This window comes from uncultured Methanobrevibacter sp., assembly GCF_902801725.1.
Taxonomy (GTDB): Archaea; Methanobacteriota; Methanobacteria; order Methanobacteriales; family Methanobacteriaceae; genus Methanocatella.
This window is the reverse complement of the sequence record NZ_CADCJB010000025.1, coordinates 1-26065: the sequence shown is the minus strand read 5'-3', so window position 1 is coordinate 26065 and position 26065 is coordinate 1. Positions and strand designations below refer to the sequence as shown.

Genomic DNA, 26065 nt, shown 5'->3' with positions numbered 1-26065 from the left:
AATCTGATCAGTCACCGTTTGTAAATAAAATTTTAAAAATATACTTACATGAAAATGAAATTTCAGATTGCTGAAACTCTGAAAAAAGAGTAACTATGTGTTTTTTATATGTCCTACATTTTGTTAGTATACAAAGGTTTCGATTAAATTTACTTGTTAAGATTATAATTTATACCTCTGTTTTGAATATTTTCATTAGGAAAGATTTATTTCAAACTGCATTAAGAACCATTTGTTCAAATATTAGTCATATATAAATAGTATTAAAATAGATTAAAAATTAATTCATGTAGGAGGTTGAATATGGCAAATAAAAACATGATAATTGCATTGATTCTTTCATTTATATGGTCAGGATTAGGATTGATATACGCTGAAGATATGCAAAAAGGAATTATATTGGCAGTTTTGGCCGTAATATGTTATATATTAATGTATTTTGTAAGTCAAATCTTTGGAATGGTTGTATTCATTGTTTGGATTTATTCTATGTATGCAACTTACAAACAAGTTAAAGCTGTCAATGGTGAATAAGAATGATATTTATGTTTTGAATATTTCACTAGGAAATACTCAAAACTTTTGATTGAATTCTGTTAATTTTTATATGGTTCAGAGTTAAGTAATGGGTTTATTGCACTTTAACATTCCTTAACCTTAATTTTTTAAAAAATAGTATTATTAACCGCAACTTCTTTTAAATAAATTAAAACTAAAAAAAAGGATAATTAAGAGTATCTTATCGATACTGTTTTCTCTGGTTCCAGATTTTTCTTAAACTACTTAGACCACCACAATTTTGGTCGAATAAATCCATACTTGTGGTTAATTCAGCTACTTTAAGACTTGCTTTACAGCCATTTTTAATTAAACGTTTACCTTGAGGTTTTTTCATCCTGGAAACAGCATAATTTATATCCTGCGTAGAAGCAACATTTATTCCCAAATCCTGAGCCAAATCATTACTTGCATGTTGGGTATGGAAACCCAAAATTTTTACTGCAGGAACTCCCAAAGCGCCGACTTCAATTGTTACTCCCATTCCGGCACAATAAATTACCCCTTGTGAAGCGTTCATCAAACTGATTAAATCCACATGACCCTCAATAACAAAAATATTGTTTTTAGTGATATGAGGGGTTATAGCAGATGTTTCAAATCTAAATGGAATGAGTAATATTGTTTTATCTATTTTTTCCACTTCTTTAATTATTTCGGGAATATCAGAAGCTCTTGTATCTCCACCTAAAAAAAGAACATAAAAATCATCATGCCGATACTGATCATATATCTTCTCAGGTTCCACTATTGGAACTCTGCCCACATATTCTGCCAGAGGATATCCTTTTATATTTACAGTATTTGTAATATCATACATCTCTTTTAATTGTTTCATAGCCACCTTATTTGGAACAGTAATTAAATCTGCATAGGCTATCATTTCTATTGGGTTATAAATATCCTGCTCTATATGGAGTTTTGGCAATTTTAATTTTTTTGATGCTGCAATTCCTTTACGTACATCCCCTGCATTCCCACATGTTACTGCTAAATCAATAGGATGTTTTTTTAAGGCATTATATGTGCGGATAGTATCTTTTAAAACCAGCTTGGCGATTGTGAAATTGCTTCTTTTCTTTGTTGTGTTCCTCCGGCCTTCACCTATTGAAAAAATTTCATTACTGTAAGGTTCCAATAATTCCATTGCGCCTTCACTATGAGTTAAAGATAAAATATCTGCATCAATTTTTTCAATGACCGGGATTAAGGCTTTTGCAGGAGATGTTTCAGCTATAATAGCGATATTCATTTATTATCCACCTTTTTTATATTAACTGCATAAATCAATATGATTATTGAAATTAAATAGAATAAAAATACGACCAAATCAGTAGGCCCTGTTTCTATCCATATTATTAAATGAGCCATCAATACTGCATACAATGCAATGAAAATATTCTTGGCATTAATCTGCACTTTATAAATCAAATTCAATATAAATCCTAAGATAATCATTTGTAACAGCATGGCATATAATCCAAAATCCAACAATGCAGGTCCAAAAATCGTCGAGGTTGTTGAATGTGCTTTACCCAATATTGTTGAGCCAACAATTACCCTTGGATCTGAAGATTTAAAAAATCCCATCAATGTATTATATAACAATTGACCATGAGTGCTGCCCTGCATAAATGCTGCATGGTCCAATACCTGTAAAGTATATCCCGCCCTATAAAACAATAATTCTATTGGAGTTGTTGACCAGGTTTGCCATTCAATTGATTTGACTGCAACATATCCCACTACCAACAGCAGTATAAATATGGCAATTATGGACAATATCAAATATTTCCAAGGCAAATCCTTAGTATAATACAAGGTTATTAATACACTTATTACAATAGCTATTGCAGTTGTTCTATAGCCGGTAGATACAAACAACAATAAACCTAATATAAACAATAAATAATACTTTTTGTTATCATATTTTGCTATTAGAATATTAATTGAAGGCAAAAAGATCAAATAACTTAATAACCATATCCTTGTTGCGGCACGTGCTTTAAGATAACCGCTAAATAATGGAATTCCTCCCAAGTAGATCAAATTTACTATTTGAAGAAGTATTCCAATTATTACCAGTGATAAAACTAAACGTTGCGAGAAAAATTTATCTATTTTTTCAGTATTTATATTAATTTCCCTATTCTTAAGAAAATAATTTGATAATACAATACCTAGGATATAAAATACAATTCCTAAGAATATCAGCCCAATTGTGTAAAGATTAACACCGATTAACTTATTTAAATGATAATGAAATGCCACTTCTGAAAATATTAAATAAATAATGACCAATAGTACAAATACCATTGGTGAAAAAATGTCATATTTTTTATAATCCATAGTCATCTACCATAAAATAGTTAATTAGCCTCAAATAAATACTAAATATATAATTATATTTTTATAAAGTTATATAAACATTTTATATATTCAATTAAGTGAAGAACATGTCTAATAAGGTACTTAAGAATAGTTTCATTTTAGTAATTGGCAACTTACTTTTTAGAGTAGGGGGTTACATTAATAGACTATTAATGAGTAGAATGCTCGGACCGGAAGGATATGGGTTATATGGATTAACTTTACCGTTTCAGGGAATATTCCAAATTTTATCTGCTGGAGGATTACCTCCAGCAATATCAAAATATGTTGCAGAATATAATGCAAAAGATGAAAAAGCATTGACCCGACAAGTTATTTATACTGCAACCAAGTTCATGGTTTTAATGGCAATATTATTGAGCATTATCCTATTATTTTCATCAGATTTTATTGCAAATGCAATATTTCATAAACCCCTAGTTGTATGGCCATTAAGAGCCGTTAGTCTAATAACTCCTTTTAGTGTAATTGTGGGGGCTATGAGAGGTGCATTTCAAGGAGTTTATAAAAATGAATATACAGTATATAATAGGATGGCCGAACAGTTAGCAACAATTGTTTTTGCTGTCGTATTTGTTTATTGCGGATTATATGCTATGGGAGCAGTACTAGGAGGAGCATTTGGTTTCATAGTTTCAGCCATAACTGCAGTATTATTATATAAAAAATATATCAGTCCAATGTTCTATTCAGAAGATTCACTAGATTTGAGTTTAAAAGAAGAATTAAAATTATTATGGATGTTAATTTGTTTTGCAGTGCCGGTAGCCATTACTGCATTATCTGAAATGGCAATTTATGATGTTGGCACATTAGTTATAGGTGTTTTTATGTTATCTAGGGATGTAGGGTTTTATAATTCTGCTGATCCTATTTCAAGAATTCCATTAGTTATTTCACTATCAATTTCAACAGTATTGCTTCCTGCAACAGCAGAAGCTTATGTTTTAAAAAATCAAAAATTATTGCAGGAATATGTTGTAGACTGTTTAAGATATTGCATTCTTACAGTTATTCCAATGTGTGTAATTATAAGCATGTTTAGCATGCCTCTTATTCAATTACTGTTTGGAGAAGTTTATACTCCAGGTTCAGGAGTTTTAAGCATCTTAGTAATCGGAATGTCTTTTTATAGCGTGTACATGATTAGTAGCAGCATACTTCAAGGTACCGGAAATCCTAGATTGCCAATGTATATACTGCTTTTGGGTACTGTAATGAATATTTTATTGAATGCATTTTTTGTTAAAATAATGGGCATTATAGGTGCCGCCATAGCTACAACAATAACCACAGGCATATTAATGATCATTATAATGCTATTCGTAATTAAGACTACCAAAATATCAATTCCTTGGAAAAATATAATGCTAGTATTAATTTGCAATTTAATTTTAATGGTGGTTTGTTATATAATTCCTAAAACGTTAATTGGTTTAATCATAGGAATTACAATTGGCAGTCTAATCTATATTGTATCATTAATAATGTTAAAAGTTTTAACAAAACGTGATATAACCTTTTTTAGTCAGTATATGAACAAAATCCCTATACTAAAAAGATATACTCCTAAAATAGTTAAATACATTGAAAATAAAGAACTAATATATAAAATGGAAGAGAAATAAAATATTTGCATTTCTGATTTTTTGATATTTTTTCTTATTTTTAGTTGTTTTTATTGTTTATTTCATTGTATATTCTTTTTAGGTTATATCCGATTGTGTATAGTTTGAATTCTGTGTTTGTGTTTTTATTCCTGTTGTGGTGAATTCATGGAGTTTCATCTTTTGTTTTATGTGTGCAAATGGCAGTTCAATAGTTACTTATAGCATAATTGATAAAAAATTTGTTCATGACATATAAATTAGATAAAGTTACTATCAGATTAAAAAATGATGCTGAGGGAATAGGTAAAATTAGTGAGTTATTTGCAGATATTGTATCCGGCAAAATTCCTTTACTTTTTAATTCAAATCAAGACCTTATTGAAGGTATCTCACCAGTGACTGAATATTCAAACTATGAAAGTGATGAAACTGGAGAATATGATTTAAGCGTTATTGCAGTTGAAAAAGATTTCTTCGAAAAACTTGAAAATGAAGTTTTGGAAGGAAAATTTATCAAATATGATATTTCTGGAGAAGATATTATAACCTGTGCTCAAAATGCATGGAAAGAGGTATGGCAAGATCAGAAAGGAAAGATAAACAGAAACTTCAATATTGACTATGAAAGTACTGTTCCTAAGGAGTTTACACCTGACGGAAAAGCACATTGCATATTATACATTGGTGTTAAGTCTTAGGAAAATTCCATCATCCGTTAAAACATTTTAACCTCATTTAAATCATTAATGAAATCCGACATGAAATAAACTGTTTCAAATCCCATCACCATAACCAACTTCCATCATCAAAAGATACTTCAAAAACTGACCCTCAAATAATCCCACATCCACCTTTTTAAATTACATTTTCATTTAACAACTATGATTTTTTGAATGCGACTTTTGAATAATCGGGGCAGTACACATTATTTTCATCAATTTTGACAAACACATCTACATTTGAAAATATCCAAATGACACATTCCCACATTGACAAATAATCATACTAAAACTTCCGACATTAATAATTTGGATATAATCTGCGAGAAGCTAAAAAAAAGATGAATAGAAAAAACTGCAGAATGGCTAAAAAAATTATAAAAAAAATAGTTTGGATGCAGATTGAATCCGCATCTAATATCTGACTTTTCCGATATGTCTTGTTGCACCAGGGTCTTCGCCGTTGAAATGGGCAAGATAATATACGAACCATTCAAGAGGAATTACAAATATGAATGGGGACAACAACTTATCGACATCAGCATAATCATTCAAATCAAAAAGAATTACTTTTGCTTCAAGATTTTCACAAAAATCAATTGCCTTTTGAGTAATCTCATCAGATTCCAAATCAGACCTTAAAATAATTATCGGAACATCCTTTTCTGCCCTTTCAATTAATCCATGTCTGAATTCAGCAGCATATTCAGGACAGGCATGCTTTATCGCACCTTCCATGAGCATTGTCATTGCAAGTTTATAAGCAAGACCGAAGTTCGGACCGCTTCCCAAACAGTAAAATAGGTCATCATCCTTATGCTCTTCAGCCAATTTCTTGTTTTCATCTTCAGTGGATACCAAGAGCTTTTCAAGCATTTTAGGCATTTCAGCTAATTCAGCCAGGAGTTCAGTTTTATTTTCATAGTCAGATGCCTTAAAGAGAATTTGATAAAGACAGGCCATTTGTGTAATGTAGGTTTTAGTACCTAAAATGGCTGTTTCGGTTTCACATCTTGTAACAATTGGAGTTTTAGCTTCTTTAATCATTGAACTGTCCGGTTCATTTGAAATTGAAACTGTGTGAATACCGAATTCATTTGCCCTTCTAAGGGATGCCAGAGTATCTGCGGTTTCACCGGACTGTGAAGTGAAAATAGCTATGCTGCTTTCTCCTTCCTGCAATTTCTTATTATAATAAAATTCATAACCTGTATAAACTTCAATATTAATATTAGTGCTGGACATCCTTATGGCGTCTCTGACACTGTAACAAGTTGAAATAGAACTGCCACAGCCAATCAAATATACTTTATCCACATCCAGAACCATGTCTGAAATTTCATCCATTGTGGACCATTCACTTTCGAAAGTCCTTTCCAGTGATTCAGGCTGTTCCATCATTTCATCATACATTTTATATTTCATGGCTTAAACTCCTTTAAAATTAAATATTATAATTAATATATTGTTAATCAAGATATAAAAAGGTTTTTTAAAAATGGCTAATATGAAAATAAATTTATCTTCAATTGGAATGGAAAAAGGTAGGCAATACGAGACAATCGTCACTACTAACAATGATGGTCCGACCAAAAATGCTGCACCCATAGGTGTGCTTTGTGCAGGTGAAAACAGAATTCTCAACAGGATTTTTAAAGGAAGCCATACTCTGGAAAACATCATTCGTGAAAGGGAGTTTGTTGTTAACATCACACACAATCCGGAACTGTTTACAGTTTCCACCCTTGGAAATTTGCCTCAGAACCATTTCAATGAAAATCTTTCACTCAAATGTGCTGATGCCTATTTTAAATGCAAAGTCATTAGCTTAACTAAAGCGGTCAAACAAAGCGATCCCATCAAAAAGAAGGGAGAGGCAATTGTCATTAAATCCGAAGTGACAGACATTGTAATTAACAACCAAACCAATGCACTTAATCGTGGATTCGGATATGTGATTGAATCGCTAGCCAATTATACACGTTTTGATTTGGTGGATGATTCAAAAAAAGAAGAGTACCTGATTCATTTTAAAGAAGCACATCGTGTCGTATTGAAAGTTGGAAGAAAAGAAGATATTGAAGCAATGGGTGAAATAAAAAAAGAATATTTGAAAAGAGGCTATGACCTCTAATCGATAATCACATCCATAAATTCAAAGCTGTCCCCATCGAATAGTCCCTTATCTGAAATCTTGATTGATGGAAGAACCAGCAACGCCATGAAGGCCATTGTCATGAACGGATATTCGAGTTTGCATCCGCAAGAAACTGTCTTGTCGTACAAATCACCCCATTTTTCAGCAACGTCAAATGCGTCTTCATTGCACATCAACCCTGCAATAGGAAGAGCCAATGAGTCACTGAAATCTTCGCTTACAACGGAAATTCCTCCTTTATTCTTAATTACCTTGTTAACTGCCCGAGCCATCATTTCAGAGTCATAGCCCACAGTTATTATATTATGAGAGTCATGAGCGATTGATGATGCAATGGCACCTTTCTTAAGACCGAAGCCCTTAATGAATGCATTTGCAACAGTGTTTGAACCATAACGTTCAACAACAGATATCTTCAATACATCCTGAACATTATCAGATTGGACAACACCATCCTTGACCTGCAGCTTTGCAGTTATCTTTTCAGTCAGCAGACACCCATCAACACACTCAATAACATTGACTTCACATTCATCACCATCATAATGTATGTCAAAGTCGCCTGCAGTTTTTTTAGAAGCATTTATGGAATTTTTAGCCTCTATTTCAGGAGCCTCAAACAAAACATTTTCACCATCAAAAACGCATTTCCCTCCAATATATGTCTTTAAAACATTTAAATCAAAAAGACTGTCTACAACTATGAAATCTGCCTGCGCCCCTTCAGCAATGACACCACAATTCAGACCGTAGAAATATGCAGGATTTATTGTTACCATACTTATGGCTTTTATTATATCAATTCCCAAATCAACTGCTTTTTTGATTGATACATTCAGATGACCCTTAACAAGCTCATCAGGATGCTTGTCATCACTTACTATGAAATCAAATAGAGGAGAATATATTCCTTTCTCAAAAATGTCCCTATAAATAATACCCAATTGTCCCGCATCACGACTTCGTTCTTGATTGGCATTTATATCTAAAAGATCATCTAAATCCTTGGCAGAGGAACCATCACGAACCATAATTCTCATGCCTTTCATCTTTTTTTCAATGACTTCAAATACATTGGTGCATTCATGGTCTGTTAATATCCCCTGTTCAAGATACTTATCCAAATCCTCGCCGGAAAGCAATGGAGCATGACCATCTATCCTTTTTCCATATTTTCTTGCCAATTCAAGTTTCTTCAAAACTTCCTCATCACCATTAACTACACCCGGGAAATTCATCATTTCACCCAATGCAACAACCTCATCCTTTTTAAGCAAATATTCAATATCTGATGAATCCAAAGTAGCCCCACTAGTTTCAAATGAAGTGGCAGGTACACAGGAAGGTGCAGTAAAATTAAAATTGAAAGGAACTGATTTGGCATTTTCAATCATGGATTCGATACCTTCAATTCCCAAAACATTAGCTATTTCATGAGGATCACAAACAACTCCAGTAGTACCGTGACGCACTGCAATTCGAGCAAATTGAGCTGGAGTAAGCATACTGCTTTCAATATGAATATGAGAATCTATAAAACCTGGAAGAACCAATCCCTGAATATCCACTGATTCCCCCTCAGTGACAGTGATTGGAGTAACCTCTTTGAAAATGCCATCTTCAATTGAGATTCTTACCGGCATTATTGAATCTGTTACAACATCGAGAATAAATGCTGTAAAGGACATAGCTCACTCCTCCATCAGAGCATTATAAAGCAATGGCAGAAATGTACCAATATCTGTAACAATACCTAAAACCTGTGCGCTTCCCCTGTCAGACAGTTTTGTAACTGTGGATGGATTGATGTCCACACAAATACTTTTAACCCTTGAAGGCAGAAGATTACCCATTGCAATAGAGTGGAGCATTGTAGAAATCATCAATACCATGTCAACTTCCTGCGCATACTTTCTCATAAGCTTTTGGGCTTCGATTACATCAGTTATTACATCAGGAAGAGGCCCATCGTCACGAATTGAACCTGCAAGAACGAATGGAACATCATTTTTAACACATTCATACATGATGCCCCCAGTCAATGTTCCGTCTTCAACCGCTTTTCTGATGGAGCCTGAATTGTTGATTCTGTTGATTGCCCTCATGTGGTGAGTATGGCCATGGGCAACGATTTTACCTGTTTCCACTTCAATACCTAATGAAGTTCCGAAAAGATTGGACTCAATATCGTGAGTTGCCAGAGCATTTCCCGCCATGATAACATCGATATATCCTTCCTTAATTAAGGATGCCAGATATTTTCCTGAACCTGTGTGTACAATAGCTGGTCCACCAACAATACCTATTTTTCCACCTTTAGCCTTGATTTCCTTCATTTCTTCAGCAATACCATTAATCAAGTTCATCAAAGGTTTTTCAGAGGACACATCACTGTTCATGAATTCGAACACCTGCTGTTCATCCCTTGACCTGTGAGGAGGAGTTACCCTAACACCGTCAAGACCGACAACAATCTTGTCTCCGACTTCAATATTTGCAATTGGCTTTACGAATGCCCTGTTTTCCTCTTCATCAACGACGACCAAACAGTCCATTTCAATGTCTTCAACAGGAATCCAGTTTCCATTATAAAAAATGTGAGTTACATGATTGGATGATGAATAAAAACCTTCAGGAGCGACTTTATCTTTAGTGGCTGCAACAAGATTAACCTCTTTAATTTCATCAACTGAAGCACCCAAAACGGAAAGTTCATCCAAAATGGAATTTAACAATTTCGAAGAATCCGCCTGAACTTCAATTTTTGCATAGCTGACATCTGATTTTTTACGTCCAACCTCAATTTCCAGTATGTCAAATTCTCCTCCATTTTCCATAATTATTGCCATTGTTTTGGTTAACGCCATTGAATCAATAATATGGCCTGAAAGTTCAATAATCCTTTTATTCATAACAATATGCTCCATTTTTTAGTTAATATAATAATTATATTTTTGGTGATATTTAATGATATTGTTATGTTGAAAGAAAAAAGAAAAAAGAAAAATAAATAGTATAGTAAAAAAATAAAACTTTTGAATTTATAAATTTACTCCTAAACAATAAGTAGGCAAATAATTAATCATGATTGGAAAATTTGTATTAAGTTTAATCGATAATTACCATATCCATAATAGAATGAAACTTGATTATAATCATTAAATACCAAAATTCTGTCCATTTCGCCAATATTAAATTATTCGATATTCATGACATAGTCAACCTAACCTTAAAATCCAAATGACAATAACATTTCAGAACCAGAAAGTGACATGAAAAACCTAGTGAATTTTTCAAAATAAATAAACTAAATTATATATGCTTCATTCTTCACTCATTTATTATTTCAGATTTCAATTTACTGAATTCATCATCAATGATTTCGTTGCCCAATAATTCTTTTAATTTGTCAATTTTACTTGCAGGATTATTTTCATCAGCAAATCTTTCATATCTTTTGCTTTTATTTTCAAATGTTTGAAATTTCATTTATCCGATTAACAATCATATTTTTATTGCATTTTTCGGACAATCCTTTACACAATTGAGACACAATATGCATTCAGTTCCGTTTTCCCTTCTTCGGGAATCATTCAGTATTTCAACATCCATCGGGCAGTTTTTCATGCATTTGCCGCATTCATTACACTTATTCTTGTCGACTTTTACCCTTAAAAGTGAAAAATAGCTTGACATTTTTAAAAATACTGTGATTGGGCAGACATATTTGCAGAATGCACGATTGTCCTTCAGGTAATATGCCAGCAGTATCCCCACAATATAGTAGATAGCATTTCCTATGATGAACATGTAAAACATGATCATATCTATACGGTTTACCTTGAATATGAACAATGCTGAAACAAAAACAAGTACAAGTACAAACAGCACATATCTAATGTATCCCCAGTCTTTCCGACCATTAACAGGAGTCTTATATGGAAGCAAATCCAATATCATTGCAATCCAGCAGGCGTATCCGCACCACCCCCTGCCGAATAGGAATGGTCCTGCAATTTTAGCAATCAAATAATGAACTACTGCAGCTTCAAAAACACCCAAAAACAGATAATACCAAAATCCAGAAATCAGAAGATTTTCATGGCCCAAAATTCCAACATATATTAGCAGATATGATCCGACAGCAAGCATTATGATATTTCGACCGAATTTGTGTCCATTTTGAGTAAAAAGCACACCAACTGCTACTGCAGTTCCGATAAAAGCAAAATTATATATGAAAAACACATTTCCAGAAACAAAGTATATCAAAAATGCGATCAGAAGAAAAATTGTTTCAATTAATATTGAACCTTTTATTTTCATAATATATAATCTGAAAAACAAAAGTTAAATAATTATTCCACCAGAGTTAAAAAGTCATAGATTATCTTAGCTGCAACAACTGCTGTTGCATCTCCCAATCTATCGCTGGCAGTTTCAACAACATCCAATCCGACAACATTCTTATGACATATTGTTTTCAGGATTCCTTCGATGTTATGCATCATCAATCCACCAGGAGTAGGATTTCCAACATTTGGCGCAATAGCCGGGTCGAATACATCCATATCTATTGAAAGATAGACAGGCCCATCAATATTTGTCAGGTAATACTCTATTGCATCCATATGCTTATGGACATCCTTGTTCTTGAATGTTTGAATGTTGTATGTTGACTTTACGAACTCCTCTTCCTCAAGAGATGATGATCTTATTCCAATCTGAACCAGGTTTGCACCCATTTCATGAGCCCTTCTCATTACGGATGCATGAGAGTATTTTTCGCCTATGAACTCAAATGCAAGGTCCCTGTGGGCGTCAAGGTGAATTACAGTCAGTCGAGAATATCTTTCGCATAATGCCTTAATGGCACCTATGGATGCTGAATGCTCCCCACCAATTATAATAGGCTTCAATTCCAAATCAAAAAGTTCGTTTACAGTATCCTCAACAATTTGAGATGTCTTTTCGCAGTTTCCAGGAACCACATTGACATCACCGAAATCATAAAAGGTAGTTGTCAAATCCTTGTTAAAAACAGTATTGTATTTTTCAAAACCAAATGAAGCTTCTCTTACAACAATTGGTCCTAAACGTGCACCGGAGTGATAAGAAGTAGTACTATCAAAGGGAACTCCGATTATCCCATATGAATCTTTTTTGATATCCTCATTTTCAGATGAAAATGCGAATTTCCACGGTTCGTATGTATTTAAAAGCATAATTTATCTAAAAAAGGAAAATAATGAGAGGACTTAAGCAGATCCTCTGGTTCTCATTATTTTCATGTTTCCTAAAGCGACTATGTATTCAACTTCAATACCTTCAACGATGTCATCTTTCAAGTCTTCAGGCATTGGTAAGTCAATGGTATCATAATTTTCCATATCCATCAATTGAACATTGTCACCTTGGATAGAAATAACTTGACCTAATCTTTTGTCGATAATAGGAATATCTACTTTGTTATCTACAGGTTTTACGAGACTTCTTTTTTGGTTGTCGAATACACCTACAGCTTCAATTCTTGCTTTTGCTGCTCCGTGTTTACCTGGAGATGAAGTAGTGTAACTAATAATTTTACAGGCTTCTCCGCCTAAAACAATATACTTTCCAACTTTTAATGTTTTAATTTCTACAACTTTTGTTGACATTAATTTTCCTCCATAAATAAAAACCGGTTTTTATAATCTTATAATAAGGAATATTATTAGATTAGTATTAACTATATTTTCTATTTTATATAAAGTATTCGATATAAACATCATTTCATAGCTCGGAAAGAAAGTTCACCAAAAACAATTTACACCAGAACGACAAATATTCAAAATATTTTATTATATAAAATGACAAATATTAAAAATAGTGATATTATGAAGATAGCTATAGTATGTGGAAAAGATGAAGGTCCAACAAAACTGAATGCTTTTGACAATGCATTGAGTGATGCCGGAATTGGAGATGTGAACCTTATAAAAGTATCCAGCATGCTTGCAGGCAATGCAAAGATTTGTAATTTGCCTAAACTTAAGGCAGGCAGCATGGTGAACTGTGTTTTATCAGAAATCACATCAGATAATCCTGGCGATAAAATAATGGCAGTCATTGCAGTAGCTATTGGAAACGAATTGGGTTGTGTAGTAGAGACAACCGGAACCAATGAAAACATAGAAAACCTGGAAAAGGAAGCTGAATTTATGGTCAGATACATGATGGAAAAGCGTGGAGTCGAAATCAATGACCTGATTGTCAAATCATCCACTACAACTGTTGAAAATATTGCATCAGTAGTCGCATCAGTCGTGTATCTGAAAGATGAAATAATCGAGGAATAACATGGATGCTCAAGATAAGAAGATTGCAACAGATCTTTCATATGAAATCATAAAAGAAGTAAGCAGAGCAATAAGACCATATGTTGGAAAACCTGAATCCGGTGAAAAGGTAAAGATAGGTGCCGACGGAACACCAACATCATTCATAGACATTGTTGCTGAAGAAAAAGTCATTAACATCCTGAAAAATGCTCCAGTATTATCATACATCATAAGTGAAGAAATTGGAGAATTAAAATTAGGAAAAGGAACAAAAAGAAGTATCAGCCTAACTCATGAACTTAGAAGAGAGGATATTGAAGATGATGAAAGGCCAAAATTCATATTTCTGGTTGACCCTATTGACGGAACAAGCAATGCAATCAAGGAAATACCCGCATTCGGAATTTCAATAGCCGTTGCAAGTGTGCCTAAAGGAAGACTTGCTACCCTTAATGATGTTGAATTAGGTTTCATCAGCAATTTCGGAAACGGTAACTTCTTTGAAGCTGAAAAAGGAAAAGGCTGCTGGCTCAACAACGAAGAAGTGCATCCAACCAACATCGTGAATTTCAGCGACATCACCCTCGGAGGATTTACAAAAAGCGGAACATCATCCGCATCACAGCTTGTCGACAACGCAAGAAGAATGAGGGTGCTTGGAAGTGTAGTTCTTGAAATATCCTACGTTGCAAGCGGAAGATACGATGCATTTATCGACCTTAGGGGAAGTAGAATAATTGATATTGCGGCATCAAAGCTAATTCTTGAAGAAGCCGGAGGAATCATCACTGACAAATATGGTGAAAAGCTGAACAACAAATTGAGCATCCACGAAAGGACAATAGTAATCGCAGCAAACAACAAAATCCTCCACAAACAAATGATAGACACCCTGAATGACAACCAGACAGACTTCATTGGAAAGATTGGAATCGTCGGAAGAATCGATCAGAATCGTTCAATACTATTTTCAGCAAAAATCATTGATTATCTACTCATAAACGGAAGGGAGGTAGTCATTGAAAAAAGATTGGCTAAGAAACTCCAGGACCTTAAGGAAAATCCTGACCTAAGCAAAATTATAAAAAAGACACAAAGGGATTATCCAGACATTGCACATCTGCTTGATGACATCAACTTCAAAATCGATTATAAACAGATTGCAGAGGACATTTTCGCCTTCGACTGTGATATGGCAATAGTTCTAGGAGGAGATGGAACACTCCTGAGAGCACAGGCGAAAATGAAGGACGAAACACCAATATTCGGTATCAACATGGGAACAGTAGGATTTTTAACAGAAATTGAATCCAAAAACACATTTGAAGCACTTGAATACGTTTTAAGCGGAAATTACTATAAGGAAAAACGGTCAAAACTTGTCGTATCCCACGAAAACCACCACTACTCCGCAATGAATGAGGTAGTCATAATGACTGAAAAGCCTGCAAAAATGCTTCATTTCCAAATCAAAGTAGATGGAGAAATTATTGAAGAGGTAAGAGCAGATGGACTGATTATTTCAACACCGAGTGGTTCTACAGCATATGCAATGTCTGCTGGAGGTCCGATTGTTGATCCGAAGGTTGATGGATTCATTATCATCCCTATCTGTCCGTACAAACTTGGAGCAAGACCATTCATCGTATCAGACAACAGTGAAATCACCGTCAAATTGCTTAAGAAAGGTAAGAGCGCAGTATTTGTAATGGATGGTCAGCGCAACGAAGAAGCAGAATATGAAGAGGAAATCAAATTCAAAAAGTCCGACAAAAATGTTTACATGATTCGTACATCCACCAAGTACTTCTACAAAAAGGTAAAAGAGAAATTAAGAGAAGGTGGAATTAACAAAGAGGGCGACTGGTGCTAATATGCATTATCTGGTAGTTGACCTGACCCATGGCGGCGTAAAGATTGCGGTAAGCATTGCAAAAAAGGGCAAGACTGTTCACGCAGTCGACATATACAATACCATTAACACAATTGACTCAAAGATGATGGAAGTCTATAACATAGATGTCATAGACTTTGACGATTTGGCCAAACTTAAAGGAGATATATGCGTAATCGCCCCTGTTCATCTTCCTTTAACATCAGATGAAATCAGGAAATACAATCCTGATTTGAACTACACATTCATGACACACCACGAAGCAGTTGGAAAACTTCTTGAGGATTGGGGTAGAGATATTGCAAAAATTGAAATCACCGGCGTGAAGGGAAAGACAAGCTCAGCATTCATGCTGAAGGAAATTCTTATTGATGAAAATCCATTGATTCTCTCAAGCCTCGGAGCAATCCTATACAATGACAAAAAGGAGCTCATCCTTAAAAAAGACATCTCCATAACTCCTGCAAATATCAAGGAAACTATTGACCTGGCACACAAGGTTTCAAATCCAATCTGTTCGATGGCACCAGGTGAAGTGAATGATGAGCTGTACTCATCAGCCATTTTTGAAAGTTCTCTTGGAGCATGCGGCATAGGGGATGTGGGCCTTTTGACAAACATTGCCGAGGACTATCCTATTGCAAAAAACAGAAGCTCCGCAAGCAGGGCAAAATCACAAATATTCATGTGCAATACCGTGGTTTGCCAAAAGGAAAGTTTCGACAAGTACTACTCAAACATAAAACACCAGAAAGCCAATACATTTTCACTAAGCGATGAAAATGCCAATCTTTATGTCAAAGACGTTTCATACAGTCTTGACGAGACAGCAATCGACATCATCTACAGCAATGTCAAAACAATAAATGGAAATGTTAAAAGCGGTGAAATCAGTGTGAAGACATTTGCTCCAGGACCTCATCACGTATCCAATGTTTTAGGTGTTGTCCTAACTTCAATCTGTCTTGAAATCGAGCATGAAAAGATCATAAAAGGCCTTGAAAAATATATAGGGATAACCGGACGAACCAACAAGAAAATGATTGGAAACAATATTGTCATCGAAGAAATAAATCCTGGAATAAATACGCAGGCAATAAAGGAATCCATAAACATGATTGAAAATCTTGATGACTACCATGTGGCCGTTGGGGGAGACTATGGAATCACCTGTGAAGAAATCGATGAGGAGAAGGTGACCGCATTTCTGGACACCCTTGAATGCAGCCTTATTCTCACTGGAGACGTCGGTCGTTCCATATCTAAAAAAACATCAAAATCACATATATTTATTGAAAGCTGTAATGACTGCTATGATTTGGCAGTGAAAGACGGCAAAAATCTTCTTTTTATCTACAGATCAGATTACAGCAAAGTTTCACAAAGATGATTTTTCCAGTAATTACTAGAAAAAATTGAAACATTTAATTATTATTAATTATAAAAATTAACAATGTAAAAATTGTTATAAGTTATACTTTAATAACAATGAAAAAATTAAATATGGGGACAATAAATGATTGTAGGAACTAGAGGCAGTCAATTGGCTTTGGCGCAAACCAAGCAAGTATGTGCAGATTTATCAAAATTAACCAAAGAAACAATTGACATTGAAATTATTAAAACAAAAGGCGATAAGATCACAACCTCACAATTGTACAATATGGATTCCAAGGGCCTGTTTACCAAGGAACTGGACATTGCACTTCTCGAGGAGGAAGTTGATTTTACAGTTCACAGTTTTAAGGATTTGCCTACTGAGCTTGATGAAGACTTGGAGATTATAGCCGTTCCGAAACGTGAATCCCCACATGAAGTACTTATTTCTGAAAAAAGTTGGGACGAATTGGAACCTGGCTCAAAGCTTGGAACCAGCAGTCTCAGAAGAGAGGCTTTTTGCAACCATTACGAAAAGGAATTTGAACTAAAACCGATTAGAGGAAACATTGAAACCAGAATCAATAAGGTTTTTGAAAGCGACCTTGACGCCACACTGATGGCAGAAGCAGGACTTAAAAGGTTGAACCTAACAAAATACATCAAAACCGTATTTCCACTCAACTACATTACCCCACCGGCTGGACAGGGAGCTTTGGCAATCATTACCAGAAAAGACTCTGACGTGAAGGAAAAAATTTCCAAACTTAATGACTATGTTTCAATGCAGGAAGTATTTGCAGAAAAGAAAGTGCTTGAAGAGCTAGGTGTCGGATGCCAATGGCCTATCGGCTCCATAGCACGTATGAATGATAAAGAATTTAATATTTATTCAATATTATTAACTAAGGATGGAGAAATCCTTAAAGAGCAAACTGAAAAGGGTTCCATCAAGGATGCTGTAAATCTTGGCAAAAAGATTGGAAAACTTTTCGAGGATTATGTTTAAACGGAGGAATTAAATTGAGAACTGTAAACGTAGGAGTGATTGGAGTAGGAGCAATGGGTGAAAACCATGTTCGTGTATACCATAAAATTGAAGAAGCAAACTTGATTGGTGTTTCAGATGTCAGTGAAAGGGCGCTTAAAAAAATTGAGAAAAAATATGGTGCAAAAGGTTATACGGACTATTGTGAACTGCTTCAGAATCCAGACATTGAAGTTGTAAGTGTTTGTGTGCCAACCACCTTCCACCATGCCGTAGTAATGGAAGCAATAAAGCATAAAAAGCATATTCTGGTTGAAAAGCCTATTGCATTTACATTAACCGAAGCCGAAGAAATGATTGAAGCTGCCAAAGAGGCAGGAGTAATCCTTGCAACAGGACACGTTGAAAGATTCAATCCTGCAGTTCAAAAAGCCAAAGAGCTTATTGATGACGGAGTTATTGGAGACATCGTATCCGCTTTTGCAAAAAGAGTGGGTCCACTCCCACCAAGAATAAAGGATGTCGGAGTATCAATCGACTTGGCTATACACGATTTGGACATCATGAACTACCTCTTTGAAGAGGACATCACTCAAGTCTACGGAACAATGAACAGCAGCTTTGACGACAGTGAATTTGAAGACCATGCTGAAATCATGGTAAGCTTCGATAACGAATCTACAGGAATTATTGAAGTGAACTGGCTGACTCCATACAAACGTAGAGAACTGGAACTTACCGGAACCGCAGGAATCATTTCTGTTGACTACATCCAACAGAGCATCGAAGTATTCGGTAAATTTGCTCAAGATATTGAAATCAAACATGAAGAGCCCCTCAAAGGCGAATTAAAATCATTCCTCAAATCAGTTGTTGAAGAAAAAGAACCTGTTATTACAGGTGAAGATGGACTTAAGGCTCTCAAAATGGTTATTGCAGCTAACAAGTCATCTAAAGAACACAGACCGATTAGTTTAAACGAACTTGAATAGGTGAGATAAGTGAAACAAAAATTAATTCTAAAAGCTCAAGAACTCAGACAACACGGGTTTACAACCGGTGAAATTGCAGATGAACTAAATGTAAGTATGGACACTGCAAGATGGTTGACCTTGCAGAAAGCTACTGAAGTGAAATCTGATGCCCCTACTGATTTTGCAATTAATTGGAAAAGCATCGGAGGAAATGCTGCACGTTTAAGATATGTTTCCAGTGCATTAAGCGACATGACTCTTATTCATGGTGAAGCCGAAGTTGTTTGCGGAATTGCAGTAAGCGGAGTTCCATTTGCTACAATGATGGCTGACTTGCTGGAAGATATGACTGGTCTTGACACTTCACTTGCAATATTCCACCCTCAAAAGCATAGACAGGCCTCTGAAGAACTTGATGATGAAGGAACAATCAGTACAAACTTTGGAACAGTCGAAGGCAAAAAGGTCGTTATTGTAGATGACGTCATCACCAGCGGAAAGACAGTACGAGAAGTTATCCACACCGTAAAGGATTTAGGTGGAGACCCACTCTGTGTAGTTGTCCTAATCGACAAAGCAGGACTTTCAGAAGTGGAAGATGTGCCTATTGAATCTTTAATTAAAGTTAGTAGAATCTAATCTACTACATCTTTTTCTCTTTTTAAACATTTTTTAACACCAAAAAGACATTGATTTTACATTAATTTAAAATATGCCAATACCCATTACTGTCATAATGGCATTATGGATTATCAATAAATTGAAATTCTAAAGTACATTACTCATCGTATCCATATAGTAATTAAAATACATAATAATCCATCATACTTCAGAATACATTCAGATTTCAAAATGAGTCATGAGCATATTCCTCATTAGTATTGGGCGATGGTCAATATATCTGTTTTTTGGCAAATAGATGCCCATAACAGCACTTACTGTAATAATTCCAGTAATTAATTTTACGGCGACTAGTATAATTGAAAGTGCACTTAAACTGATTATAAATCTAACAACCCTCATTGCAACCCAATAGAATCAAAAATACACACTGACAGATGTAGACTGCAATTTTCATGTTATCTGATATTCAAATCATCAAGAAGAACATTGATTTTGGTGTTCAACCTGTCCATTTCCTTATCAATCATTTTTTTGTCATTGACCAAATCCTTGAGTCTTATGAACTCCCCATCGTATGTATCAACATATCTTGAAACAGCCAGATTGAAATCATTTTTCATTAAATCCCTTATTGAAACAATCTCTGAGAATTTGTCAACTGCCCTGCGGTTGTTAATTGCATCAATAATTTTATCTGTTGTAGCATCATCAAGAATCAGATTACGCTTGAAGAGACCAGGAAATGCATTTTCAGATGGAACTGCACCATACTTTTTGGAAAGGTCAATAAACACAATATCATCATTTCTTTTGTCTTTTCTAAACAAGATAATAACTTCTGGCCTTACTGATCTTCCAAGCTCTTCGGGAAGTGAAATGACTGCATCAATGTAGTTGTTTTCATAAGTTAGAAACTTCCTCAAAAGCGCAAGTGAACTTTTAAAAAGGAAGTTTTGAGAAAGTGACACCAGCATGATTCCATCTTCCCTAAGCGAATTAATCATATTGATTAAAAACAAAAATTCGCTATCAGAAAGGCTTTCATATTCGCCAGTAAACGAAACCATCTGTTTTTTCTCTATCTCATAATATTTTTCCTCCAAAACCTTCAACGCCTTAAGAGCCTCATCATCATCACTCAACTTATCCATATCAAAATTGGAAAGCAAAGCCTCTTTGAAGTCTGATTTACCTTCATGAGGAATTTCAATACTTTGACTTTTGAGAGCGAGTCTAGAATAGTCATTGAAGCGGTTTGGAACTTTTGATGCAATTACATCAAATAGTCTGGAATCGACAGCCATTGATTTAATGGCGTTCTCCTCATATAGTGAGATATTGGTGAAATCGACATCTTCTATGAATGCCCTGATTAATGAGTAATAGTAGTAAAGCTCATTATCTTCCTTGCCGCAGACCCTTGAAAGAGGATAGTCACCGTATAACTTGAACAGTATGGAACCGTCCTTCATGAACGGATCGTAGGCATCCCCAATAATGTTCTTTTGGGATTTTACAATGGAAGTTATTAGATTTGAAATGTATTCTGGAGTTGTTGACATTCTGATTTGTCTTGAAGAAGCAATTACATCATAAACCTGAGCGTAGGTGAAATTTTTTTCGCCAATATCGAACTTTGACAGGGTAAATAGATAATTGCTCATGAATGAATTCAAATCTTCATCAAAGCCAAATCTGTAGAATCGTATTTCCCCCTTCAATATTTCAGTTATTCTATTGAAGTAATCCTGTGCAGGGTTGTTTGGGGCGAATACTATATTATCTCTAAGTATTGTGAAAAATTCAGGAGAAAAAATATCCTCAATGAATTTGTCGGATATGAACCTGTCGATGTAGGCTGAGTGAGATTCAATGAAATATCCCAAATCATTAAGAGCCCATTCCCTCAGATCCTGAATTCCCTCTTCAGTCATATAAAACATTTCCAAATCGGTTTCATTTCCTTCAATACACTCAATAAGGTGATTTTTAAGTTTGTCTGATAAGTATTTGTAAAGGAATGCATAGAGTATGAAATATCCGAAACGGGGAGATGTATTTTTACGTTTCCCCTTTCTTAAAAGAATGTTTAATATTTTTCTGTTGCTGGATAATGACCTGTTCATTTTTCATCACCCCACAGTTCATTCAAAATTCCTTCCTTCATGTTCTGGTCGTGTTCAAGAAGCCTTCTGTCGTTAGCTATCTTTTCATTGATTGCATCGAGCAGCTCTGCAGCCTTGTTTTGAGTACTTTTATCGGGGAGAACAAGCTCCAGTTCTTTGATTTCCTTAAGTGATGTATGAGGTATCCTTTCCGTACTTCCAAGCTCATGCAATTGCTTTTTTACATGAGCATTTGTAAGAAGATGAGCTATAAATGAGGGGTTGTGGTTTTTGGTGAGTCTGATGATGGCTATACGGTCACTAACAACCAGATTTTCCTGGCCAATACAAACAACGTCATACGGATATGGCATTTTCATCAATATGTCACCGGATTTTGTGAAATATCTTGATTTTGGCTCCCTAAGGTTCATTTTTTCAAAGTCTTCCAGAACACCATCTTTTTTAATGGATCTCTGAACAATTACTTCGTAAGTCCTGTCGCCTTCATCCTTATACCTTCGGTATGAAAGACCGGATATCACTTCTGCAATATCACCGAGTTTTACTCTGTTCATATTTTAGCCTCTGTGGTTATTTTTATCTTTTAAAATATAAAAGATTAGGTTCCAAACACTCCGTTCGGAACCATTTTTGCACCTATTGTTTTTGCCCAAAGTGCAATGTGGTGTGGTACATTATGGTATTCTTCAATGTAGGTGAAAAAGGTGGTTCTTTTCCACAGCATGTACATTGACTTGAATAGGGTGAGTTGGTCGAAATAAGCATGTTTGCGGTTGAAAGACTTTCTCCAGACCTGGTGTTCCTGGAGTCTCAGGAGATATTTGATATCTCTTCTCAGCATATCCATCTGCCGATACTCTTCAGGCAGTGGAGGCTTGGAGAGATTGTAGTAGTCGTTTTGAAACTGCCTTATCTTTTTGTTGAGCAACAATTCCCTATTATAATATTCGTTGTTCCTATTCCTTCTGTTGTTTTTTCCTCGTCGTTTCATGGCAATCTTTAAAAAGGATTATTGGTATAATCCTCCAAGGTCGTCCTCTTCTACATCTTCAGGAATCTCGCTTGGATCCAATTTCTCGGCAGCCACGCCCCCTATCACTCCAACACTTTGAATGTTGGATTTCAGGACCGCAGTTGAAATTATGCCTGAGCCCTGCGGAGAGAGGACAAACAAATCCAAAAATGTATCATCTTCAGACACGATGAATGCCGGTTCGATTGACTCTGAGGATTTGGTTTGGACCTTGATTAAAATGTGTTTGGCCTCGTTTTCCCCTTCGATTCCGATTTCTCTTCTGATGTTGTCATCGAGATTTTTAACTTTTTCAGACCAGTTGATTACGTTTTCACTTTTGTTTATTATCCCATCCATATTATCATTTCCTTCTACTTTTTCAATTCACCTTAAAAGATAAAACATGTGAACAATGATGATATCTTTTTTGGAAATATACATGATATTTCACTAGTACTTTTTTGGTAAAAGTACATATTCGCATATTAACATATGCTCTTATAGTATATAAACTTACCGATTTTATAGTATACTTTTTTTAAAAGTACAAATTATTTCGGCCGTAATAATTAATTTGGTGTAGGTTATATTTAAAGTTTATCTTTTTCTAAAAAGTGCAAAAAAATTGTTTTGTGAAACGGTGCTCACATGAAAAAAAGAGGGTTTAAGGAAAATCCAAACCCAAGTTTAAATTTGAAATGAATCTATACACGAACAAACCTAACTTTAATCAGACCGACCCTTGCGCCGTCAGCTACTGCATGCCTATGATGTGCTGTTGATGTAGTACCATACTGCACCCATCCAGTCCATTTTCCATTAACGCAGTAATTTACATAATATTTGGTGTTTATGACCTGCCTTCCGTTTTTATAAAGAGTTGTGTCAATATACTTATACGGAGCCATGAAACCAGCAGTCATATCCCAGATTTTTGTTGCAACCACATAACTTCCGGAGCGTTTTTTAATCCAGTAGCTTTTGGCAGTAGTGGTTATAATCTTATATCTTGATTGTGTTTTCTTTTTAACAATCATTTTAAATGTAGTTGAGCTGCCGAAAACATTTTGACCTCCCCTGAAAGTTGCCCTGCAAGTAAATGTCTTGATCTTATTTGGGATTCTTATTTTTGCAACGGCAACGCCCTTTTTTAGATTTGCCTTATAGATTCTGCCATTTATTTTAAAGTAGACCGAACCCCCGTCATAACCTCCACCATTATATCTGTCCTTTACATAAGCATAACAGTAGAATGCAGATCCTGCAGTTGCCCTGAAAGATTTGACTGAAATCCTACTTGATGATTTTTTTATAACGATTTTAGCTGTTCCAAGGGTGATGCCGTTATAGGTAATCATTTTTGCAGAGTATGTTCCAGGAGACATTTTATTCAGGCTCCATTCCCTGTCTTCATCATATCCTGAAAGGTATTCGCTATGATAGAGATGGCCTCCCTTATAAACTTTGAAATATCCGTCAAAATATCCAGACCATCCCAAATCAAAGTATTTTCCGGAGTTATATCGGGTTGTAATGGACTTCATATAAACATCCGCATAGGTTTTCTCAAGAACAGTTTCGTTGAAATCCTGTGACATTACTGAATCATTACAATCAACACCCAAAACATTCACACATTCATCCTCACTTATGTTTGAATCACTTGCTTGCAATATAGCCTCCCCAGACACATTATTTGAAGCAGCAATATCCTGACCGTTAGTTTCAAAATCGCCAAAAGATGTAACATCATCAGTCAGATTATCTGCAGCACTTGCTGTTGAAATGGCGAATATACCAATCAGGAATACTACAAGTACAAAAATCATTTTATTCCTCAATTGAATTAACCTCCTTAAAAATACATGCCAATATAAATTGTGTTTAAAATAGTATATAATTATTACCAAATTAACTTAAAAAAATTCAAATTTTAGAATAATTCAATTAACAGACAATAGTGATTTTCGTTAAATGAAAAACAAAAAAAGAGCAAATAGTAATTTAGTGAAAATATCTTCAGTTTTTAAAAAAAAAGAAATAAGAAAGGTTTATTTTTTATCTTTCTTGTCTTTGGAAACGATTACCATTCTTTCGTTTTCTTCATCAACTTCCATAACAATTGGCTCTTCTTCCAGCGCTCCAGGATCCTTTTCAACGCATTCGTTGATTTTTGATTGAATTGCACTAACATCTTCAGTATCGATTAAATCAATAATCTCTAATTGTTGTTGGAATCTTTCAACACCTTCGAGAGGAACATTTTCTACGAAAGGAATAGCGCCAGTTGCTCCAATAATTTTCTTTTTATCTGCATCTGCACCGTTTTCGTGTAAAGCTAATATTAAGAAACGAATATTAGGGTTTGAAATAATATTTGCAACTACTTTTTCTATTCCTAAGTTTTCGGTTTTACATGGACCTGCAATTGCAGCTCCTGTCAATTCAGCTTCAATGTGAGAAGCGAGAGTTGTAACAGCTACTGGACTTTCCGGATCTCCTACAATATAGTCACCACTGATAACAGGCCAACCATCTGCAGGAGCTTTTTTATCAACCATCTTGTTTGCCTCCTAAAAGTTCTACAATAATTGATATATTTTAAAGTCTATTTAAATATTTTGTAATCTGTCAATGACAACAAGTATTAATCAGATTGAATAAAATATATCCTATGGATTTGAATACAGAAATTTTTTATTTTATAAACAATGACCTGAACAATCCCGTTTTCAATGCGATACTTCCCAATTTTACCCATCTGGGCGGGCTTACATTTCTAGCCATTTTATTTTTGATACTATTTATCATAACACGGCAGAACATTTTCAATACAAGAAAATATTATGGGCTTGTAAAGACAATCGTGCTTGCAATAATCATCATGTTCTGCATAACAAGTGTTTTAAAGCTTGCATTCCACTTGCCAAGACCTTATATGATTTTGGATAATGTAAATCTCCCTCCAACTTCATTCGGAGTTTCCAAAACTGCTGATCCGAATTCATTTCCGTCAGGCCACAGCGCAACAACCGCAGCAGTGGTTACCGTAATTGTCCTAAAAGCAAAGGAATACTATGAAAAATACTACTTGGCAATCATAATAATGATTTTATTCCTTGTGGTGATAGCATTCTCAAGAATCTACATCGGAATGCATTTCCCGTTCGACGTTTTGATTGGTGCACTCATAGGAATTCTCAGCGGAATCCTTGCAGTTAAAATTTTAAAAGAATAGCTCGGATGGTTTTCCTATATATTCAAAATCATCCTTGTTGTCAAGATATTTAACTCCGATGACCTTGCCG

General features: G+C 34.9%; 25 protein-coding genes and 1 pseudogene. 11 read left to right on the top strand and 15 right to left on the bottom strand.

The genetic code is table 11. The features are described from left to right. Positions 1-303 precede the first annotated feature (303 nt). Positions 304-534, top strand: a complete 231-nt coding sequence (locus QZV68_RS06525) for a hypothetical protein (RefSeq protein ID WP_296879737.1) — start codon at positions 304-306, stop codon at positions 532-534. A gap of 205 nt (positions 535-739) precedes the next feature. On the opposite strand, the gene QZV68_RS06520 is transcribed toward QZV68_RS06525, so the two are convergent. Then, complete coding sequence (locus QZV68_RS06520; protein ID WP_296879735.1) at positions 740-1810, bottom strand: hypothetical protein; 1071 nt, start codon at positions 1808-1810, stop codon at positions 740-742. Continuing rightward, positions 1807-2907, bottom strand: a complete 1101-nt coding sequence (locus QZV68_RS06515; RefSeq protein ID WP_296879733.1) for an oligosaccharide repeat unit polymerase family protein — start codon at positions 2905-2907, stop codon at positions 1807-1809. The genes QZV68_RS06520 and QZV68_RS06515 overlap by 4 nt, the downstream gene beginning before the upstream one ends. 107 nt (positions 2908-3014) lie before the next feature. On the opposite strand from QZV68_RS06515, the gene QZV68_RS06510 reads away from it, so the two are divergent. Then, positions 3015-4577, top strand: coding sequence for a flippase (locus QZV68_RS06510; RefSeq protein WP_296879731.1), 1563 nt, complete (start codon positions 3015-3017; stop codon positions 4575-4577). Positions 4578-4804: 227 nt separating this feature from the next. Beyond that, entirely contained in the window at positions 4805-5257 is a 453-nt protein-coding gene (locus QZV68_RS06505) for a hypothetical protein (RefSeq protein WP_296879729.1), read from the top strand. A 435-nt stretch (positions 5258-5692) separates the two neighbouring features. On the opposite strand, the gene QZV68_RS06500 is transcribed toward QZV68_RS06505, so the two are convergent. Continuing rightward, a complete protein-coding gene (locus QZV68_RS06500; RefSeq protein WP_296879727.1) occupies positions 5693-6703 on the bottom strand; it encodes an SIS domain-containing protein in 1011 nt (336 codons plus the stop codon). A gap of 73 nt (positions 6704-6776) precedes the next feature. Between QZV68_RS06500 and QZV68_RS06495 the strand changes: the two genes are divergently transcribed. Further along, positions 6777-7412, top strand: a complete 636-nt coding sequence (locus QZV68_RS06495; RefSeq protein ID WP_296879725.1) for a DUF447 domain-containing protein — start codon at positions 6777-6779, stop codon at positions 7410-7412. Here QZV68_RS06495 and ade read toward each other — a convergent pair. From ade to QZV68_RS06465, 6 genes are all read right to left on the bottom strand, one after another. Further along, positions 7409-9124 carry an adenine deaminase gene (gene ade / locus QZV68_RS06490; protein WP_296879723.1) on the bottom strand — a complete coding sequence of 572 codons (1716 nt, stop codon included), beginning with the start codon at positions 9122-9124 and terminating at the stop codon, positions 7409-7411. The two genes, QZV68_RS06495 and ade, sit on opposite strands and share 4 nt — an antisense overlap. A 3-nt stretch (positions 9125-9127) precedes the next feature. Further along, positions 9128-10348 carry a TIGR00300 family protein gene (locus tag QZV68_RS06485; RefSeq protein ID WP_296879721.1) on the bottom strand — a complete coding sequence of 407 codons (1221 nt, stop codon included), beginning with the start codon at positions 10346-10348 and terminating at the stop codon, positions 9128-9130. Positions 10349-10766: 418 nt separating this feature from the next. Further along, a complete protein-coding gene (locus QZV68_RS06480; protein ID WP_296879719.1) occupies positions 10767-10925 on the bottom strand; it encodes a hypothetical protein in 159 nt (52 codons plus the stop codon). A 15-nt stretch (positions 10926-10940) separates the two neighbouring features. Next, complete coding sequence (locus QZV68_RS06475) at positions 10941-11762, bottom strand: 4Fe-4S binding protein (protein WP_296879717.1); 822 nt, start codon at positions 11760-11762, stop codon at positions 10941-10943. Between the two features lie 32 nt (positions 11763-11794). Next, a complete protein-coding gene (speB, locus tag QZV68_RS06470; protein ID WP_296879715.1) occupies positions 11795-12661 on the bottom strand; it encodes an agmatinase in 867 nt (288 codons plus the stop codon). Positions 12662-12694: 33 nt separating this feature from the next. Continuing rightward, positions 12695-13093 (bottom strand): translation initiation factor IF-5A, encoded by a 399-nt coding sequence (locus QZV68_RS06465; protein ID WP_295113695.1) that lies wholly within the window; start codon positions 13091-13093, stop codon positions 12695-12697. Positions 13094-13312: 219 nt separating this feature from the next. On the opposite strand from QZV68_RS06465, the gene QZV68_RS06460 reads away from it, so the two are divergent. The 6 genes from QZV68_RS06460 to QZV68_RS06435 all read left to right on the top strand — a co-directional run bounded on the left by QZV68_RS06460 (position 13313) and on the right by QZV68_RS06435 (position 19628). Next, positions 13313-13774, top strand: coding sequence for a pyruvoyl-dependent arginine decarboxylase (locus QZV68_RS06460; protein WP_296879713.1), 462 nt, complete (start codon positions 13313-13315; stop codon positions 13772-13774). A 1-nt stretch (position 13775) separates the two neighbouring features. After that, positions 13776-15629, top strand: coding sequence for a bifunctional NADP phosphatase/NAD kinase (locus QZV68_RS06455; protein ID WP_296879711.1), 1854 nt, complete (start codon positions 13776-13778; stop codon positions 15627-15629). A 1-nt stretch (position 15630) separates the two neighbouring features. Beyond that, entirely contained in the window at positions 15631-17040 is a 1410-nt protein-coding gene (gene cfbE, locus QZV68_RS06450) for a coenzyme F430 synthase (RefSeq protein ID WP_296879709.1), read from the top strand. A 126-nt stretch (positions 17041-17166) separates the two neighbouring features. Beyond that, complete coding sequence (hemC, locus tag QZV68_RS06445; RefSeq protein ID WP_296879707.1) at positions 17167-18036, top strand: hydroxymethylbilane synthase; 870 nt, start codon at positions 17167-17169, stop codon at positions 18034-18036. 14 nt (positions 18037-18050) lie between these two features. After that, positions 18051-19007 (top strand): Gfo/Idh/MocA family protein, encoded by a 957-nt coding sequence (locus tag QZV68_RS06440; RefSeq protein ID WP_296879705.1) that lies wholly within the window; start codon positions 18051-18053, stop codon positions 19005-19007. Between the two features lie 9 nt (positions 19008-19016). Continuing rightward, complete coding sequence (locus QZV68_RS06435) at positions 19017-19628, top strand: orotate phosphoribosyltransferase-like protein (RefSeq protein ID WP_296879703.1); 612 nt, start codon at positions 19017-19019, stop codon at positions 19626-19628. A gap of 440 nt (positions 19629-20068) precedes the next feature. Here the strand turns inward: QZV68_RS06435 and QZV68_RS06430 are convergent, their stop codons facing one another. From QZV68_RS06430 to QZV68_RS06405, 6 genes and pseudogenes are all read right to left on the bottom strand, one after another. Next, a complete protein-coding gene (locus tag QZV68_RS06430) occupies positions 20069-21739 on the bottom strand; it encodes an N-6 DNA methylase (protein ID WP_296879700.1) in 1671 nt (556 codons plus the stop codon). Beyond that, positions 21736-22296 (bottom strand): restriction endonuclease subunit S, encoded by a 561-nt coding sequence (locus tag QZV68_RS06425; RefSeq protein ID WP_296879698.1) that lies wholly within the window; start codon positions 22294-22296, stop codon positions 21736-21738. The genes QZV68_RS06430 and QZV68_RS06425 overlap by 4 nt, the downstream gene beginning before the upstream one ends. A 44-nt stretch (positions 22297-22340) precedes the next feature. Then, entirely contained in the window at positions 22341-22733 is a 393-nt protein-coding gene (locus QZV68_RS06420; protein WP_296879697.1) for a hypothetical protein, read from the bottom strand. A gap of 18 nt (positions 22734-22751) precedes the next feature. Beyond that, positions 22752-23114, bottom strand: a complete 363-nt coding sequence (locus QZV68_RS06415; RefSeq protein ID WP_296879696.1) for a hypothetical protein — start codon at positions 23112-23114, stop codon at positions 22752-22754. 347 nt (positions 23115-23461) lie between these two features. After that, a complete protein-coding gene (locus tag QZV68_RS06410) occupies positions 23462-24586 on the bottom strand; it encodes a hypothetical protein (protein WP_296879694.1) in 1125 nt (374 codons plus the stop codon). Positions 24587-24850: 264 nt separating this feature from the next. After that, positions 24851-25318 (bottom strand): annotated as a pseudogene (locus QZV68_RS06405) (tetrahydromethanopterin S-methyltransferase subunit A); the annotation flags it as partial. Positions 25319-25431: 113 nt separating this feature from the next. Here QZV68_RS06405 and QZV68_RS06400 point away from each other — a divergent pair. Further along, a complete protein-coding gene (locus QZV68_RS06400; RefSeq protein WP_296879692.1) occupies positions 25432-25995 on the top strand; it encodes a phosphatase PAP2 family protein in 564 nt (187 codons plus the stop codon). Positions 25996-26065 lie beyond the last annotated feature (70 nt).